This window comes from Saccharopolyspora sp. NPDC045839 (genome assembly GCF_056431645.1).
The window spans coordinates 1-14,093 of sequence record NZ_JBWKKH010000058.1; the positions used below are offsets into that span (position 1 = coordinate 1).

Below are 14,093 nucleotides of genomic sequence, written 5' to 3' on the forward strand. Positions count from 1 at the left end.
ATCTTCTTTCTGTGGCAAGAGGAATGATCAACCAAGGGCTGCGTTCATGATCAACCGGGTCCGTGCTACCCACGCCAGAAGTTAAAAACCAAGCTGAGATTGGGAGCCCTTCCGGCCCGGTGGAAGGCCCCTGATTTCAGGCAAAATCGGGGGCCCGAAAGCCGGGGTCCGCTCGACGGGGTGGTTCAGCCGTCGATCCGGCGGGCGCCGAGTTCCCGTTCGAAGAGCTCGACCGCCGCCGTTTCCGGATCCGGACCCACCTGGGCGTTGGCGTCCATCGGGGAGGACTCGGCGAGCATCTTCTCCGGGTCTTCCTCGTCGTCGGAGACCGGCTCCGGTGGCCTGGGCGGCTCCGGAGGCGGCGGGACGTCGTCCGGCGGTGGGGGCTCGTCGTCCGGCGGCTCGGGCGGCGGCGGGATGTCGTCCGGTTCCGGCGGGCGCGGCACCGAGCCCTGGCGCGCGGGCGAACCCGCCTGCGGGCGAGCGGGGTTCCGGCCGTTGGCCGCCTGGCCTGCCTGCGGATTCGCCGACTGGCCGTTCGTCGGGGCGGACTCGCTCTGCTGGGTCGACCGGCGCTGCACCGGTTGCTTGGGCGCGGCGGGACGAGCCGCGGGTGGCGGCGCGGCACCGGCCTCGACGCACTGGATCTCCCACTCACCGCCGACGACCTCGCGCAGCGCGTCCCGGACGAAGTCCAGCCGCCGCTGCTGGGCGAGCTGCTTGACCAGCCCGGAAGTCGGCATCGACAGCACCAGCGTGTTGCCGCCGCTGAGGTCCTGAACCATGGCGTTGAGCAGCAGCGCCTGCGTCGGGCGGTTCCGCGTCGCGACCGCCTGCAGCACCTTGGCCCACACCTGCCGCACCTTCGCCGCGTCGAACCCGGCCTGCGCCGACGCAGCGGCCTCCGCCGTCGGCGCAGCGGCCGAACGCGGCTCCGCCGCTGGCGCGACAGCCGAACGCGGCTCCGCCGCTGGCGCAGCAGCCGGACGCGGCTCCGCCGCTGGTGGCGGGGCCTGCTCGGCCGCCGGGGGCGGCGTCGCAGGCGCGGGGGCAGCCGCCTTCGGCGGTGTCGCCGGACGCTCCGCCGACACGGGTGGCTCCGCCGCTGCGGGCGCCGGGCGCGCTGGCGCCTCCGGCTGCTGCGCTGCGGCTGCCTCCTGCGCTGCGCGCTCGTGCGGCCGCTGGAAGACGCGCTTCGGCCGCGCATCGCCGTCCGCCGCCGGCGCGCCGGCGGACGGAGCGGCGGCAGGAGCGGCTTGGGCGGCAGGGGCTCCCTCGCCCGGCGCGATGGTCATGCGGCTCTCGACGCGCTCAAGCCGTTGCAGCAGCGCGACTTCCGAGTCCGACGCGGTCGGCAGCAGCATCCGCGCGCAGAGCAGTTCCAGCAGCAGCCGGGGTGCGGTGGCTCCGCGCATCTCGGACAGTCCGGTGTGGACGATCTCGGCGAACCGGGAAAGCGTTGCCGCGCCGAGCTGTTCGGCCTGGGTCTGCATCCGGGCGAGCTCTTCGCCCGCGGCGTCCACGAGTCCGCGCTGCGCGGCGTCCGGCACCGAGTTGAGCAGCACCAGGTCGCGCAGCCGGTCGAGCAGGTCGGATCCGAACCGGCGCGGGTCGTGCCCGGCCTCGACCAGCCGGTCGACCGTGCCGTACACGGCGGCGCCGTCGCCCGCCGCGAGCGCGTCGACCATGTCGTCGATCAGCGCGACGTCGGTGACCCCGAGCAGCGCCACCGCGCGCTCGTAGGTGACGCCTTCGGGCCCCGCCCCGGCGAGCAGCTGGTCGAGCACGCTGAGCGTGTCGCGGGCGGACCCGCCACCGGCCCGGATCACCAGCGGGAACACCGAGGGCTCGACCTGCACGCCCTCGTCGCGGCAGATCCGCTCGACCAGGTCGCGCATCACGCCCGGCGGCATCAGCCGGAACGGGTAGTGGTGGGTCCGGGACCGGATGGTGGTGAGCACCTTGTCCGGCTCGGTGGTGGCGAAGACGAAGATCAGGTGTTCCGGCGGTTCCTCGACGATCTTCAGCAGGGCGTTGAAGCCCTGCGTGGTGACCATGTGGGCCTCGTCGATGATGAAGATCCGGTACCGCGACTGGGCGGGCGCGAAGAAGGCGCGGTCGCGCAGTTCGCGGGTGTCGTCGACGCCACCGTGGCTGGCCGCGTCGAGCTCGACGACGTCGACGCTGCCGCCGCCTTCGGGCGCGAGCGAGACGCACGAGTCGCATTCCCCGCACGGGTCGGGGGTCGGGCCCTGCGCGCAGTTCAACGAGCGGGCGAGAATGCGGGCGCTGGAGGTCTTGCCGCAACCGCGCGGCCCGGAGAAGAGATAAGCGTGGTTGACCCGCCCGGCGGCCAGCGCGGTCCGCAACGGGTCGGTGACGTGGTCCTGCCCGACGACCTCAGCGAAGGTCGCCGGCCTGTACTTGCGGTATAGGGCGAGCGCCACGGACAAAACCCTACGCGGTGAGCCCGACAACCCGAACGCGGCCTGATCCGGAGGCCCGCCGGGGAAAATAAGGGGACCCCGTGCACCCGCCAGAGCCCGCTTACCCTTGCTGCCTTCCGGCCCTGGGGGAGTTCACAGGATGGACGCCGCACGAGGTCCACGGATAGTGTACCCCGAAGCCCCGAACCCCCGCGGAGGCGCCCCTCTCGCAGCGCTGACCAGGCAGCACGGCAACGAACGAGGTTCGGGGGCCGATCTCGTCGGCGAACCACCGCCTGCGTCAGGAACGTCCTCGCACCAGGAGAACACCCAGGGCGACGACGACCGCGAGCACGACGAGAATCAAGATCATTTCCTTGCTCCCTCTGCGTGTTCGGCACCGAGCTCCTGGATGCGATCGAGGATGGTGTGCAGGAAGTGCTGCAACGAGTCCTCCGCCGCGACGGGGCAACAGTCGTCTGACTTCGTCGCACGGTGCCGCCACGCGATGAGACCGGCTGAAAACCACGCGGCCGTCGGGTTCGGCGCCCTATGTCACCGCTCCTCGAATCGTGTTGTCCCCGAGCCCGCCAAAGATCCCGACGGGCACCCGTCGCCCCAGGTCATGACCCGTATCCGCTGCTCAGGAGGTCACCTGCTAGGCTTCCGCACGGAGGATTGGCCGAGCGGCCTAAGGCGCACGATTGGAAATCGTGTTGGGTTAATAGCCCTCACGGGTTCGAATCCCGTATCCTCCGCTGGTCAGAGCCCTGGCCGCGGATTTCGCGGCCAGGGCTCTTTCGCGTTCCGCAGGTCGTACGTCCCTGTCCCTTCTCACGGATTCGCCGCACCGTTGCGGTTGTGGGGATGACCGTCGCGCAGTTGCAGGAGCTGGTTCGCGGGGCCGTGATCGACCGGGATGATCCCGGGTTCGACGAGGCGCGCCGCGTGCACAACGCCATGATCGACCGCCGCCCACAGGTCGTTGTGCGGTGCCGCAACGCCGGGGACGTCGTCGCCGCCGTCGACTACGCGCGGGAGAACGGGCTCGACCTCGCCGTGCGCGGTGGCGGGCACAGCGTGCCTGGGTTCGGGACCTGCGACGACGGGGTCGTGATCGATCTGGCGCCGATGCGGGGCGTGCGCGTCGTTCCGGGTGCGCGGACCGTGCGGGCCGAAGGTGGCGCGACCTGGGGTGACGTCGATGCCGCCACTCATGCGTTCGGGCTCGCCACCACCGGCGGCATCATCTCCAGCACCGGCATCGGTGGGCTCACGCTCGGCGGCGGCATCGGGCACCTCGCCCGGGGTCAGGGTTTGACCTGCGACAACCTGATCTCCGCCGACGTCGTCACCGCCGGCGGCGAGCTGGTCGTGGCCGACGAGCAGCGGCACGCCGACCTGTTCTGGGCGCTGCGCGGCGGGGGCGGCAACTTCGGCGTGGTGACGTCGTTCGAGTTCCGGCTCGCCCCGGTGCGCGACATCTACGGCGGCCTGATCTTCTTCGAGCTGGACCAGATCCCGAACGTGCTGCGGGCCTACCGCGAGATCATCGCCGACGCTCCGGAGCAGCTCGGCGCGTTCCCCGCCTTCCAGATCGCCCCGCCGCTGCCCTTCATCCCGGAGGAGCGGCACGGCGACACGCTGATCGCGATCGTCGCGTGCTGGGCCGGGCACGTCGATGCCGGGCCTGCCACCGTCCGGCCGCTGCGCGACATCGCACCGATCGTCGCCGAACACCTCGGGCCGATGCCCTATCCCCAGCTCAACGGGGCTTTCGACGTGCTCGTCCCGCCCGGGCTGCAGCACTACTGGAAGGCGAACTTCGTCGTCGAGCTGACCGACGAGATGATCGCCGCGCACGTCGAGCACGGCCCGCGGGTGCCGGTGGTGAACTCGACCGTGCACATCTACCCGATCAACGGCGCCTGCCACCGGGTCGCGCCGGATGCCACCGCATTCGCCTACCGGGACGCGAACTTCGCGACGGTGATCGCCGGGATGTGGCCCGATCCGGCCGACAACCCGGCCAACATCGCCTGGGTGCGCGACTACTACGCCGCGACTTCACCGCACTCCGAGGAGGGCGGGTACGTCAACTTCATGGCCGGCGACGACCAAGGCCGGATCAGGGCGAACTACCGGGGGAACTACGACCGGCTGGTCCAGGTGAAGAAGGCCTACGACCCGGACAACCTCTTCCACCTGAACCAGAACATCCGGCCGTGATGCGAAGAAAGACCCGTGAGTACTTTGTGCTGCTGTAGCAACACAAAGTACTCACGGGACCGGAACGTGGCTCAGAACCGCAGGCGGGCCACCTGGGGATCGTGGTCGCTGGCCTGGTCGGCGAACTCGGCGTTGATGTGGACCACGTCGTACTCCGCCGTGATCGCCGGGCTCACCAGGATGTGGTCCAGCTGCTGGGAGTTGCCCTCGTAGACGTAGCTGTAGCGCTCGGCCGGCGGCAGCGAGTCGGCCAGCGGCACCAGCGCCCCGGTCAGCGGTGCCAGGGCCGGGGAGAAGCCGTAGTCGTTGAGGTCGCCGAGCACCACGATCCGGGCCTCGCCGTCGATGGCCCGCACCTCGTCGACGAAGCCGCGCACCGCCTGCGCCTGCTTCGCCCGCTGCTCCTCCGAGACCCGCGCCGGTGGCTGGAACCGGCCGTGCAGCGGCTGGTCGCCGCCCTTGGAGGCGAAGTGGCCGGCCACCACGAACACCTGCTCGCCGCGGAACAGGAACTCGCCCACCAGCGGCTTCCGGCTGTCCCGCCACGCCTCGTCGGCCGGGGCGATGCGCCCGGGAGAGGCGCTCAGCGCGAGCCGCGAGCCGTTCTCCACGGGGTGCACCGGCGTCGTCGCATCGCCGCCCGGACGATCCACAAAGGACACCCGGGCCGGGTTGTACAGGAAGGCGACCCGGATGTTGCCGCCGGGCTGGCCGCCGTCGGCGTTGTTCTGCGGGTCGATCTGCCGCCACAGGTAGCGCGGTCCGCCCGCCGCCTCGATCGCGTCGGTGAACTCCCGCAGCGTCTCCTCCGCGGCCACCACGCCGTCGTCGGTCGGCCCGGTGTTGTCCTGAACTTCTTCCAGCGCAACGATGTCCGGCGCCGCGAGCCGGTCGACGACGCCTTCGGCGAGCCGGGCGAACTTGGCCGGATCGCTGCCCGCGGCGAGGTTCTCGACGTTGTACGTGGCGACCGCGAGTTCGCCGCGGCCCTGCGGCCGCGTCGTCTCCGGCTGCAGGCCGCCCGGCGCGTGCTCGCCGAGCCGCGAGGCCTCCAGCACGTATCCGCCGAACCGGCTGTAGTCCAGCGGTCCTTCGGTGCCGCCGCGCAGCCGGTCGCCGACGTTCGCGGTGGGGAACGGCGCGTCCGCCAGGGATTCGACCTTGAGCCGGCCCGCGTTCGCGTCGTCGTAGCCGGTGTAGGTGGTGCCGCCGCGGCCGTTCGCGTTCTGCTCGGGCTTGCTGGTGATCCACAGCGCTCGGTACGCGTCGGTCGGGCCGACCACGCGCGCGTCGTCCACGCGCAGCACCATGCCCTCGCGCGACTCGTAGTAGTCCAGCGCGTAGCGCTGCGGCTCCAGGTCGAGCTTGTCGATGTTGGCGTCCTGCGGCGCGAACTCCGCCGGGACCGTCTCCGGCCCGACCGCCTCGGCCGGGACAGCCCCCTTCCCGGTGACCTGCCAGGTCGCGCCGGTGAGCTCGGTGACCGACTGGTTCGGCGTGGTCTCCGGCGTCTCGCCCGGGGCCACCGGGTAGTACTCCACGACCCGCCCGTCGACCGCGACCGCGTCGCCGACCGCCACCTGCGGCGTCTGGTCGCCGGTGAACACGAACAGCCCCTCGCTGGTGCGCGGGTCCGCGTCGGGCCCGGTGTCCTGCAACCAGAAACCGCGGGCCTGGCCGAAGGCGCGCACCCCGGTGACCACGCCCGGCACCCCGGCCACCTGCCGGCCCACCAGCGGCGAAACCCGCGTGGTGCCTTGGATGTCGTGGATCCGGACCTGCTGCTGCGCTACCGCGGTCGCCGCGGGTGCGATGGACAGCAGCACCCCGGTGGCGGCAAGCAGTGACGTGACGCGCACTTCGGCTTCCCCTCGCCAAGCGACATGATCGACGAGAAGGTACCCGCCCGAGGCGACGCGCGACACACGATCACGTGAAGAATGCCGAGCGGAACCCGCGCGACCGGGCGGACGTCGCAGCGCGGGAAGGGGCGACCAGGTCGACGAGGGCCTGCCACGCAGAGAAGTGACGTCGATGACCGGAAGCCCTGCTCCAGCCTGACCGGCCGTGCAGGTGCTGCCGGAGCGGGTCGAGCCGACGGCGCTCCCGGGGCCCGTAGGCGGCCACCCCCGAACGAAGCGAAGGGCCGGTCCCGCAGATCGCAGGACCGGCCCTTCGTCGAGCGGTAGCGGTGGGATTCGAACCCACGGAGGCTGTTAACCTCACACGCTTTCGAGGCGTGCTCCTTCGGCCGCTCGGACACGCTACCGCCGACTAGGCTACCGCTCCCCGATCCGGCCCGGCACAGGGGGTCACCGCCAGGCGCGCATCCTGTCGGCGAGGCTGGCCCGGGCCCGCGATAGCCGACCGCGAACGGCCTGCTCACCAGCGCCGACGCGCTGGCCGATCTCGCAGTAGGACAGGCCGTCGACCTCCGCGAGGACCCAGACATCGCGCTGCTTGGTCGGCAGGCCCGCGAGCGCGTGCCGCAGCGCCAGCACGCCCGCGCCCGCTTCCGCGGCTCGCTGCGGGTCGGCGATCACCGTGGCGGCTCCCACGGCGGCTCGGTGCTCTGGTAACGCATCGACCGGCTCGGTGCGGCGTATCCGACGGCGGCGCAACACGATCAAGCAATGTCGGCGCGCGATCTGGAACAGCCAGGTCCGCAGCGCGGCGGGCTCCAGGAGCTCACCGGCCCGCCGCCACGCCGTCATGAACACGTCTTGCACCACGTCCTCGGCCTCGGCCCGGTCTCCGAGCATCCGCAGCGACATCCCGAATATCCCGTCGGAGTACCGGCGCACGACCAGCTCGAAGGCACCGGTGTCCCCATTCGCGATGCGCGTGGCCAGAACTGCATCATTCGGCTCCACGTCACCCCTCTGCAACGCGATCAGTCCGCCCTAGTTGAAGCCAATCGTCACAGGCCGCGCTGACGATCACGGCGAAGACAGGGCCACCCGAACCGGTGGAATATGACAAGAGCTGTAACGCTCGGCCGCTACTCGCGATGCGCGGCGAAGAACTCCTCCAGCACCGCGGCGCACTCGTCGGCCAGCACCCCGCCGACGACCTCTGGCCGGTGGTTGAGCCGGCGATCCCGCACCACGTCCCACAGCGAGCCCACCGCGCCGGTCCGCGGTTCCCACACGCCGAACACCACTCTGGCCACCCTGGCCAGCACCAATGCGCCCGCGCACATCGTGCAGGGCTCGACGGTGACCGCCAGCGTGCAGCCTTCCAGCCGCCAGCCATCGCCGTGCACGGCGGCAGCGGCGCGCAACGCGAGGATCTCCGCGTGCGCCGTGGGGTCCTGCAGCGCCTCGCGCTGGTTGTGCGCGCGCGCGAGGACCCGACCGGCCTGGTCGACCACGACCGCGCCGATCGGAACGTCCCCTGTGGATGGTGCTTCGGCGGCGACCCGCAGCGCGTCGCGCACCAGCTCGGCGTCGCCGGCGCGGACACCGGATGTGCTCACTGCTCCAGCTTCTCCAGCACCTTCGCGAAGTCGTCCCCGAAGCCGCAGCGCTGGGCGATCATCTCCAGCTGCTCGTCCGGGTAGAGGTCGACCTCTTCGATGATCACCAGCAACTCGCCCTCGGGCAGCCCGAGATCGGAGAGGATCGCGAGGTTGCCCTCCGGCCAGACCTCTTCGTCGTCCTCATCGGGCGGATCGATGCGCAGCAGGTCGAGGACGTCCGCCGCGATGTCGTAGTCCAGCGCCGCGGCCGCGTCCGACAGCAGCAGATCAACGCCGCCGGGGACCGGTCTGATCAGCACGAAGAACTCGTCGTCCACATTGCACATACCGAACACCGCGCCGGTGGAGCGCAGCTCGCGCAACGCCGTGATCGAGGCGTCGAGGCCGGCCAGCACCGTTTGGTCCATCGTGCTGCACCGCCACCGCCCGTCCTCCCGCACCACGGCGACGGCGAAGCCAGCGACCGGCTCCTGCACCGTCATGAGGACACCGTAGAGCGTACTAACGCCACCCGAAAGCACTATTGCGCGCTCGTAACCTTCCGGGCACCGATTCACGCTCAACCGGGTACGTGACCAACGGAGAGTTCAGGCAGGATGGACCGATGCGTGCCGTGTGCGTGATCGGACTGGGACTCATCGGCGGCTCGGTGCTGCGAGCCGCCACAACCGCCGGACGCCCCGCCTGGGGCACCACGACCTCCGAAGCCGACGCCGCCGGCGCCCGGGCCGAGGGCTTCGAGGTCCTCGACGTCGAACCGGCCCTGCGCCGCGCCGCCGAGGAGGAGGCGCTCGTGGTCGTCGCGACGCCGCTGACCGCCGTGCGCGCGGTGCTGCGGCAGGTCGCCGAGCACGCTCCCGGAGCCTGGCTGACCGACGTGGTGAGCGTCAAGGAGCCGGTCGACGCCGAGGTCCGCAGCCTGCTGCCCGCCGGTCGCTACGCCGGCGGCCACCCGATGGCCGGGGTGTCGAGTTCCGGCTGGTCGGCGGGTTCCGGCGAGCTGTTCACCGGGGCTGCCTGGGCGGTGACCATCGAAGAAGACACCACGCTCGAAGCGTGGCGCGAGGCTGCCCGGCTCGCGCTCGACTGCGGCGCGCAGGTGGTGCCGACGTCGGCGGCCTTGCACGACTTCGCGGTCGCGCGCATCTCGCACCTGCCGCACGTGTTCGCGGCGGTGCTCGCGGCTGTCGGAGCCGACGGCGGACCGCTGGCGCTGTCGCTTGCGGCCGGCTCGTTCCGCGACGGCACCCGGGTCGCGGGCAGCGAGCCGGAGCTGGTGCGGGCGATGACGGAAGGCAACCGGATCGCACTGCTCGACGCCGTGGACGACGCCCTCGGCAGGCTCGGAGCGGCCCGCGGCTCCCTCGCCTCCACCGGAGGCCTGAAGTCCACAGTGGACGCTGGCTACGATGCGCGCCGGACGCTCGACGAACTCTCGATCAACGAGCGAGTCGCGGCAACGGTCCAACTCAACGACACGGCGCTGGAGCGCCTCCGAGAGCTCGGCGAGCGCGGCAGCCGAGTCGTGGCCCTCACGGAGACAGCCGCCGAGGTAGAGATCCCGGTGTGACGCCGCGAAGCAAGGCCCTCCGACGTCGCGCTCCCGGCGCCGTGCGGCCGCAATTTCAATGGAAATCAGAGCTCTGATTTCCATTGAAATTGCGGAACTCATCCACAGCATCCGGCGCGTCGTGGCCCGACACACCGAGAGGTGTGGACAACCCACCAGTTTCAATTGAAACCGGGGTCCACGGTTTCAATTGAAACCGATGATCGATTTCGGCCGTTCGCCCGGCGCCGGCGGACGCCCGGGCCGAGTGGCGTTCTCCCAGGTGATGGCGGCCCCGGCCGGGAGCAATCCCGGGGGCCGGGCCGATCTCCTGAGGTTGGGCATGAAGAGAGGCCGCCCTGTGCGTTGGGCGGCCTCTCCATGATCCGCTCCGACCACTGCGAGCGGGATGGCCCTCACCTCTTCCCACTCTGCAGCTTCGGTCGGGCGGCGATGTTCCGTTAGCGCTGTCCGCCGGGGCCCTGGTCGTTGCCGCCGAGGAACTCCTTGCCCTTCTCGACGGCGTTGTCGATCCGGTCCTCGTGGCCGAACTTCTCCTTCGCCGCTTCGGCCGCCTTGTCCAAGCCCTGCTCGATCTTGTCGCCGTGTTCCTTGCCCAGATCTTGCAGGTGGTCCTTGAACTCTCCGAATCCCATGGTGCTCCCTTCGGGGCGGCGGGAAAAGCCCTTTCGGCTGCACGCTGCCCGCCGAACCTAAGCCCACCCGGGCTCCGGCGCGCGCCGGAGCCCGCCCGACGGAGGCGCGGGTTGGTGCTTCCGAGTGATGCGTCAAGACCGCGTCAAAGCAGCCCCGGGAGCCATTGCCCGATCTTCCCCGCGAGGTCTATCGTGACCCCATGACCGGTTGACCAGATTTCAAATCTGGTCAACAGATCGAGCTCGAAGGCAGGAGACGCCCCATGACGCAGCCCACCGAACGTGCCGATCGCATCCTCGACGCGGCCGGGGAACTGATGATTCGGCTGGGCTACCGGAAGGTGACCATCGAGGACATCGCCAGGCAGGCCGGCATCGGCAAGGGCACCGTCTACCTGCACTGGCGCACCAAGGAGCGGCTGTTCGAGTCGCTGTTCCTGCGCGAATCCGCGGACCTGACCGCCGAGCTCATCGACCGCGTGCGCCGCGATCCCGAAGAGGTCCGGCCGCACCGGTTCATGCAGACCTCGTTCCTGGCCACCCAGCGCAGGCCGCTGATGCGGGCGCTGGCCACCGGGGACGTGGAACTGCTCGGCAACCTCAAGCAGGGCGATGCGCAGAGCCGCGGCCAGGAGTTCACCGAACGCTACGTCGAGCTGATCACCAAGTACGGCCTGGTGCGCGACGACGTGCCGCACCTGATCTTCTCGCTGTACGCCACGGTCACCGGGTTCTTCCTGCTGGAGAACCTCAACCCGAACCTGGAGGAGCTGGACGACCAGGCCAAGGCGGAGGCGCTGGCACGGACCATCCACCGCGCCTTCGAACCCGACGACGGGCCCGACCGCTCCTCGCTGACCGCGGCGGCGGCCGAGATCAGCGCGCTCTTCGACGAGATCAACGCGAACTACCGGAAGTGGATCTACACCTCCGGGATAACCAGCGAGCGCGCCTGACCGGCGGCGCTCGTCCATCAGGAAGGGGCAACACATGACGACCCTCGCCGATACCTGGGGGATCAACGAAGCGCAGTTCTGGCTGCGCGGCGTCCGACCGGAGCAGCCGGTCGAACACGATTCGGCGGCCGGGATCTGGAACGTCTACGGATACCCCGAAATCCTCGAAGCCCTCAGCGACCCCGCCACCTTCTCGTCCGACACCCGGCGGCTGGTGCCCGAGCTGGCCGGGAACGACGAGGGCAACCTCGTCCAGATGGACCCGCCGGAGCACCACAAGCTCCGCAAGCTGGTCAGCCACGCCTTCACGCCCAAGGTCGTCGCCGACCTGGAGCCGCGGATCGCCGCGCTGACCAACGAGCTCCTCGACGCCGTGTCCGACCGGACCGAGCTGGTCCGGGACCTGGCCTACCCGCTGCCGGTCATCGTGATCGCGGAGCTGCTGGGCGTGCCGAGCAGCGACCGGGGCCTGTTCAAGAAGTGGGTCGACGCGATGTTCGCCAGCTCCAACAAGTTCTCCCTCAAGGAGCGCTCGAAGGAGCAGGAGGAGTACATGGCGAAGGCCATGGAGCAGGTCCAGGAGCTGTCCGAGTACCTGCTCGGGCACGTGCAGGAGCGGCGGCGCACGCCCCGCGAGGACCTGCTGGGCAAGCTCGTCGCGGCCGAGGTGGACGGCGTACAGCTCACCGACGCCGAGGTGGTCAACTTCGGGATGGTGCTGCTGATCGCCGGGCACATCACCACGACGATGCTGCTGGGCAACACCGTGCTGTGCCTGGACGCGCACCCCGACCAGCTCGCGGCGGTGCGGGCCGACCGGTCGCTGGTGCCCCACGCGATCGAGGAGTCGTTGCGCTACTTCAGCCCGTTCGCGGCGGTGTCCCGGGCGACCAACCGGGAGGTCGAGCTCGGCGGCACGGTGATCCCGGCCGACCAGCTGCTGCTGCTGTGGATCGCGGCCGCCAACCGCGACCCCCGGCAGTTCACCGACCCGGACGCCTTCGACGTCCGCCGGGACCCGAACCCGCAGATCGGTTTCGGCCGCGGCATCCACTTCTGCCTGGGCGCGCCGCTGGCCCGCCTGGAGGGCCGGGTCGCGCTGAACATCATGCTGGACCGGTTCCCGAACCTGCGCACCGATCCGGCCGAGGGCCCGGAATTCCTGCCCAGCCCCAACATGACCGGCGTCAGCAAGCTCCCGCTGCTGCTGGGCTGACGGAGGTCCGGACGGGTGCCGGCGCCGGCACCCGTCCGGGCAAAACGACTTGTTCCTGCCGGGCGGACTGGGGAATTCTGCGCGGCATGAGCAATGCCACCGACACCTTCACCGCCTGCCTGCGCGATCTCGGCGTCGCGGGTTCCGTCGTCGAGTTCGAAGCGGAGGTGCCGACCGCGGCGGCGGCCGCGGAGCGGCTGGGCTGTGAGCTCGGCGCGATCGCGAACAGCCTGATCTTCACCGCCGACGACGAGCCGCTGCTGATCATCGCCAGCGGCGCGCACCGGGTGGACACCAAGCACGTCGCGCGGCTGCTCGGGGTGCGCAAGATCCGCCGCGCGACCCCGGAGTTCGTGCTGGAGGTGACCGGACAGCCGGTCGGCGGCGTCGGCCCGGTGGGGCACCCGCGGCCGATCCGGACCGTGGTGGACCGGGTGCTGGCCGGCTTCCCGGAGGTGTGGGCGGGCGCGGGTGCGAAGCACGCGATGTTCCCGACGTCGTTCGACGAGCTGGTGCGGATCACCGGCGGCCTGGCCGCCGAGGTCGAGAAGGTCTGAGCGCCTTCCCCAATCGGTGATCGGCCTGCTCGGGCAGGCGCCGTTTTCGCGCGAAACCGGCGCTCCTCGTGAGGGCGGGGCGCCGGTTTCGCGCGAAAACGGCGCCCCGCGACGCAAGGCGAGCCCGGCGGATCAGACGTTGGGCTCGAAGCGGCCGTCGATCGCCGTCCAGCCGCCTTCCACCAGCTGGAGGCTGCCCGTGACGTACGACGCGGCGTCCGAGGCCAGGTACACCACGGCTCCGGCGATCTCGTCGGCGTTGGCCCACCGCTTCAGCGCGGTCTTCTCCGCGTACGCGCCGTACCAGGTCTGGTCGGACTTGATCTGCTCGGTCAGCGGCGTCTCGAACGGGCCGGGCGCGATCGCGTTGACCCGCACGCCCTTCGGCCCCAGCTCCGCGGCCAGCGCGCGGGAGAGCTGCACGACGCCCGCCTTGGTCGCGGCGTAGATGCCCTGGCCCGGTTCGACCACCTCGGCGCGGAAGCTGGCGAAGGTGATGATGCTGCCGCGGCCGCGCTCGGCCATCCGCGCGCCGAAGTCCCGCACCAGCCGGTAGGTGCCCTTCAAGTTGACGTCCACGACGCGGTCGAACTCCTCGTCGACGGTGTCGAGCAGGCGCTTGCGGACGTTGATGCCGGGCGTCACGACGAGCACCTCGGCGTCCGCCTCGGCCTCCGCGAGCCGCTGGATCTGCGCGCCGTCGCGCACGTCCAGCTCGCGCCGGCTCGCCTCGTGGCCGAGGCTCTTGATCGCCTCCACGGTCCCCTCGGCGCCGTCCGGATCCACGTCCGCGACGATCACCTGCGCGCCGAACTCGGCCAGCGCCACCGCGCTGGACCGGCCGAGGCCGCTGCCACCGCCGACGACGACCGCCTTGCGCCCGTCGAGCCGGAAGAGGTTCGCGAGCCGATTCGTCATGATCTTTCCTCCCGGAAGGTGGACAACCAGACCCGGTGGTCTGACCACCAGATCCTCACCCAGGCAGGAGGACGGCGGCAAGGGTTCCGCCACCAACAGGGTCGT

Annotated in this window: 12 protein-coding genes, 2 tRNA genes and 1 other RNA gene; 6 read left to right on the forward strand and 9 right to left on the reverse strand. The window is 70.8% G+C overall.

Going from position 1 to position 14,093, the window contains the following annotated elements; translation table 11 throughout:
* Positions 1-185: 185 nt before the first annotated feature.
* Both AC07EQ_RS41715 and ffs read right to left on the reverse strand, forming a co-directional pair.
* Positions 186-2,447, reverse strand: a complete 2,262-nt coding sequence (locus tag AC07EQ_RS41715; RefSeq protein WP_478393317.1) for a DNA polymerase III subunit gamma and tau — start codon at positions 2,445-2,447, stop codon at positions 186-188.
* 67 nt (positions 2,448-2,514) lie between these two features.
* Positions 2,515-2,609, reverse strand: an RNA gene (ffs, locus tag AC07EQ_RS41720) — signal recognition particle sRNA small type.
* A gap of 489 nt (positions 2,610-3,098) precedes the next feature.
* Between ffs and AC07EQ_RS41725 the strand changes: the two genes are divergently transcribed.
* Both AC07EQ_RS41725 and AC07EQ_RS41730 read left to right on the forward strand, forming a co-directional pair.
* Positions 3,099-3,184, forward strand: a tRNA-Ser gene (locus AC07EQ_RS41725).
* A 109-nt stretch (positions 3,185-3,293) separates the two neighbouring features.
* Positions 3,294-4,655: an FAD-binding oxidoreductase gene (locus tag AC07EQ_RS41730; RefSeq protein WP_478393318.1), complete on the forward strand. Its 1,362-nt coding sequence runs from the start codon at positions 3,294-3,296 to the stop codon at positions 4,653-4,655.
* 71 nt (positions 4,656-4,726) lie between these two features.
* Here AC07EQ_RS41730 and AC07EQ_RS41735 read toward each other — a convergent pair whose 3' ends face one another.
* The 5 genes from AC07EQ_RS41735 to AC07EQ_RS41755 form a co-directional block, all read right to left on the reverse strand.
* Entirely contained in the window at positions 4,727-6,514 is a 1,788-nt protein-coding gene (locus AC07EQ_RS41735) for an endonuclease/exonuclease/phosphatase family protein (protein WP_478393319.1), read from the reverse strand.
* Positions 6,515-6,838: 324 nt separating this feature from the next.
* Positions 6,839-6,924 (reverse strand) — tRNA-Ser (locus AC07EQ_RS41740).
* A 43-nt stretch (positions 6,925-6,967) separates the two neighbouring features.
* Positions 6,968-7,528 (reverse strand): RNA polymerase sigma factor, encoded by a 561-nt coding sequence (locus tag AC07EQ_RS41745; protein ID WP_452613592.1) that lies wholly within the window; start codon positions 7,526-7,528, stop codon positions 6,968-6,970.
* Positions 7,529-7,656: 128 nt separating this feature from the next.
* Positions 7,657-8,133, reverse strand: coding sequence for a nucleoside deaminase (locus AC07EQ_RS41750; RefSeq protein WP_478393320.1), 477 nt, complete (start codon positions 8,131-8,133; stop codon positions 7,657-7,659).
* On the reverse strand, positions 8,130-8,618 hold the full coding sequence (locus AC07EQ_RS41755) for a tRNA adenosine deaminase-associated protein (RefSeq protein ID WP_093267246.1): 489 nt from the start codon (positions 8,616-8,618) through the stop codon (positions 8,130-8,132). Before AC07EQ_RS41755 ends, AC07EQ_RS41750 begins: the two co-directional genes overlap by 4 nt.
* A gap of 122 nt (positions 8,619-8,740) precedes the next feature.
* Between AC07EQ_RS41755 and AC07EQ_RS41760 the strand changes: the two genes are divergently transcribed.
* A complete protein-coding gene (locus AC07EQ_RS41760) occupies positions 8,741-9,706 on the forward strand; it encodes a prephenate dehydrogenase (RefSeq protein ID WP_478393321.1) in 966 nt (321 codons plus the stop codon).
* Between the two features lie 440 nt (positions 9,707-10,146).
* On the opposite strand, the gene AC07EQ_RS41765 is transcribed toward AC07EQ_RS41760, so the two are convergent.
* Positions 10,147-10,341 (reverse strand): antitoxin, encoded by a 195-nt coding sequence (locus AC07EQ_RS41765; RefSeq protein WP_478393322.1) that lies wholly within the window; start codon positions 10,339-10,341, stop codon positions 10,147-10,149.
* A gap of 263 nt (positions 10,342-10,604) precedes the next feature.
* On the opposite strand from AC07EQ_RS41765, the gene AC07EQ_RS41770 reads away from it, so the two are divergent.
* The 3 genes from AC07EQ_RS41770 (at position 10,605) to AC07EQ_RS41780 (ending at position 13,070) form a co-directional block, all read left to right on the forward strand.
* Positions 10,605-11,297: a TetR/AcrR family transcriptional regulator gene (locus AC07EQ_RS41770; protein WP_478393323.1), complete on the forward strand. Its 693-nt coding sequence runs from the start codon at positions 10,605-10,607 to the stop codon at positions 11,295-11,297.
* A gap of 34 nt (positions 11,298-11,331) precedes the next feature.
* Positions 11,332-12,513 (forward strand): cytochrome P450, encoded by a 1,182-nt coding sequence (locus AC07EQ_RS41775; RefSeq protein ID WP_478393324.1) that lies wholly within the window; start codon positions 11,332-11,334, stop codon positions 12,511-12,513.
* Between the two features lie 86 nt (positions 12,514-12,599).
* Positions 12,600-13,070: a YbaK/EbsC family protein gene (locus AC07EQ_RS41780; RefSeq protein WP_478393325.1), complete on the forward strand. Its 471-nt coding sequence runs from the start codon at positions 12,600-12,602 to the stop codon at positions 13,068-13,070.
* Positions 13,071-13,202: 132 nt separating this feature from the next.
* Here AC07EQ_RS41780 and AC07EQ_RS41785 read toward each other — a convergent pair whose 3' ends face one another.
* A complete protein-coding gene (locus AC07EQ_RS41785) occupies positions 13,203-13,988 on the reverse strand; it encodes an SDR family NAD(P)-dependent oxidoreductase (protein ID WP_358567706.1) in 786 nt (261 codons plus the stop codon).
* Positions 13,989-14,093: the final 105 nt, after the last annotated feature.

Coding starts and splice junctions, on each gene's coding strand:
- AC07EQ_RS41730 (WP_478393318.1), top strand. CDS start 3,294: ATGACCGTCGCGCAGTTGCAGGAGCTGGTTCGCGGGGCCGTGATCGAC.
- AC07EQ_RS41755 (WP_093267246.1), bottom strand. CDS start 8,618: ATGACGGTGCAGGAGCCGGTCGCTGGCTTCGCCGTCGCCGTGGTGCGG.
- AC07EQ_RS41760 (WP_478393321.1), top strand. CDS start 8,741: ATGCGTGCCGTGTGCGTGATCGGACTGGGACTCATCGGCGGCTCGGTG.
- AC07EQ_RS41765 (WP_478393322.1), bottom strand. CDS start 10,341: ATGGGATTCGGAGAGTTCAAGGACCACCTGCAAGATCTGGGCAAGGAA.
- AC07EQ_RS41770 (WP_478393323.1), top strand. CDS start 10,605: ATGACGCAGCCCACCGAACGTGCCGATCGCATCCTCGACGCGGCCGGG.
- AC07EQ_RS41775 (WP_478393324.1), top strand. CDS start 11,332: ATGACGACCCTCGCCGATACCTGGGGGATCAACGAAGCGCAGTTCTGG.
- AC07EQ_RS41780 (WP_478393325.1), top strand. CDS start 12,600: ATGAGCAATGCCACCGACACCTTCACCGCCTGCCTGCGCGATCTCGGC.
- AC07EQ_RS41785 (WP_358567706.1), bottom strand. CDS start 13,988: ATGACGAATCGGCTCGCGAACCTCTTCCGGCTCGACGGGCGCAAGGCG.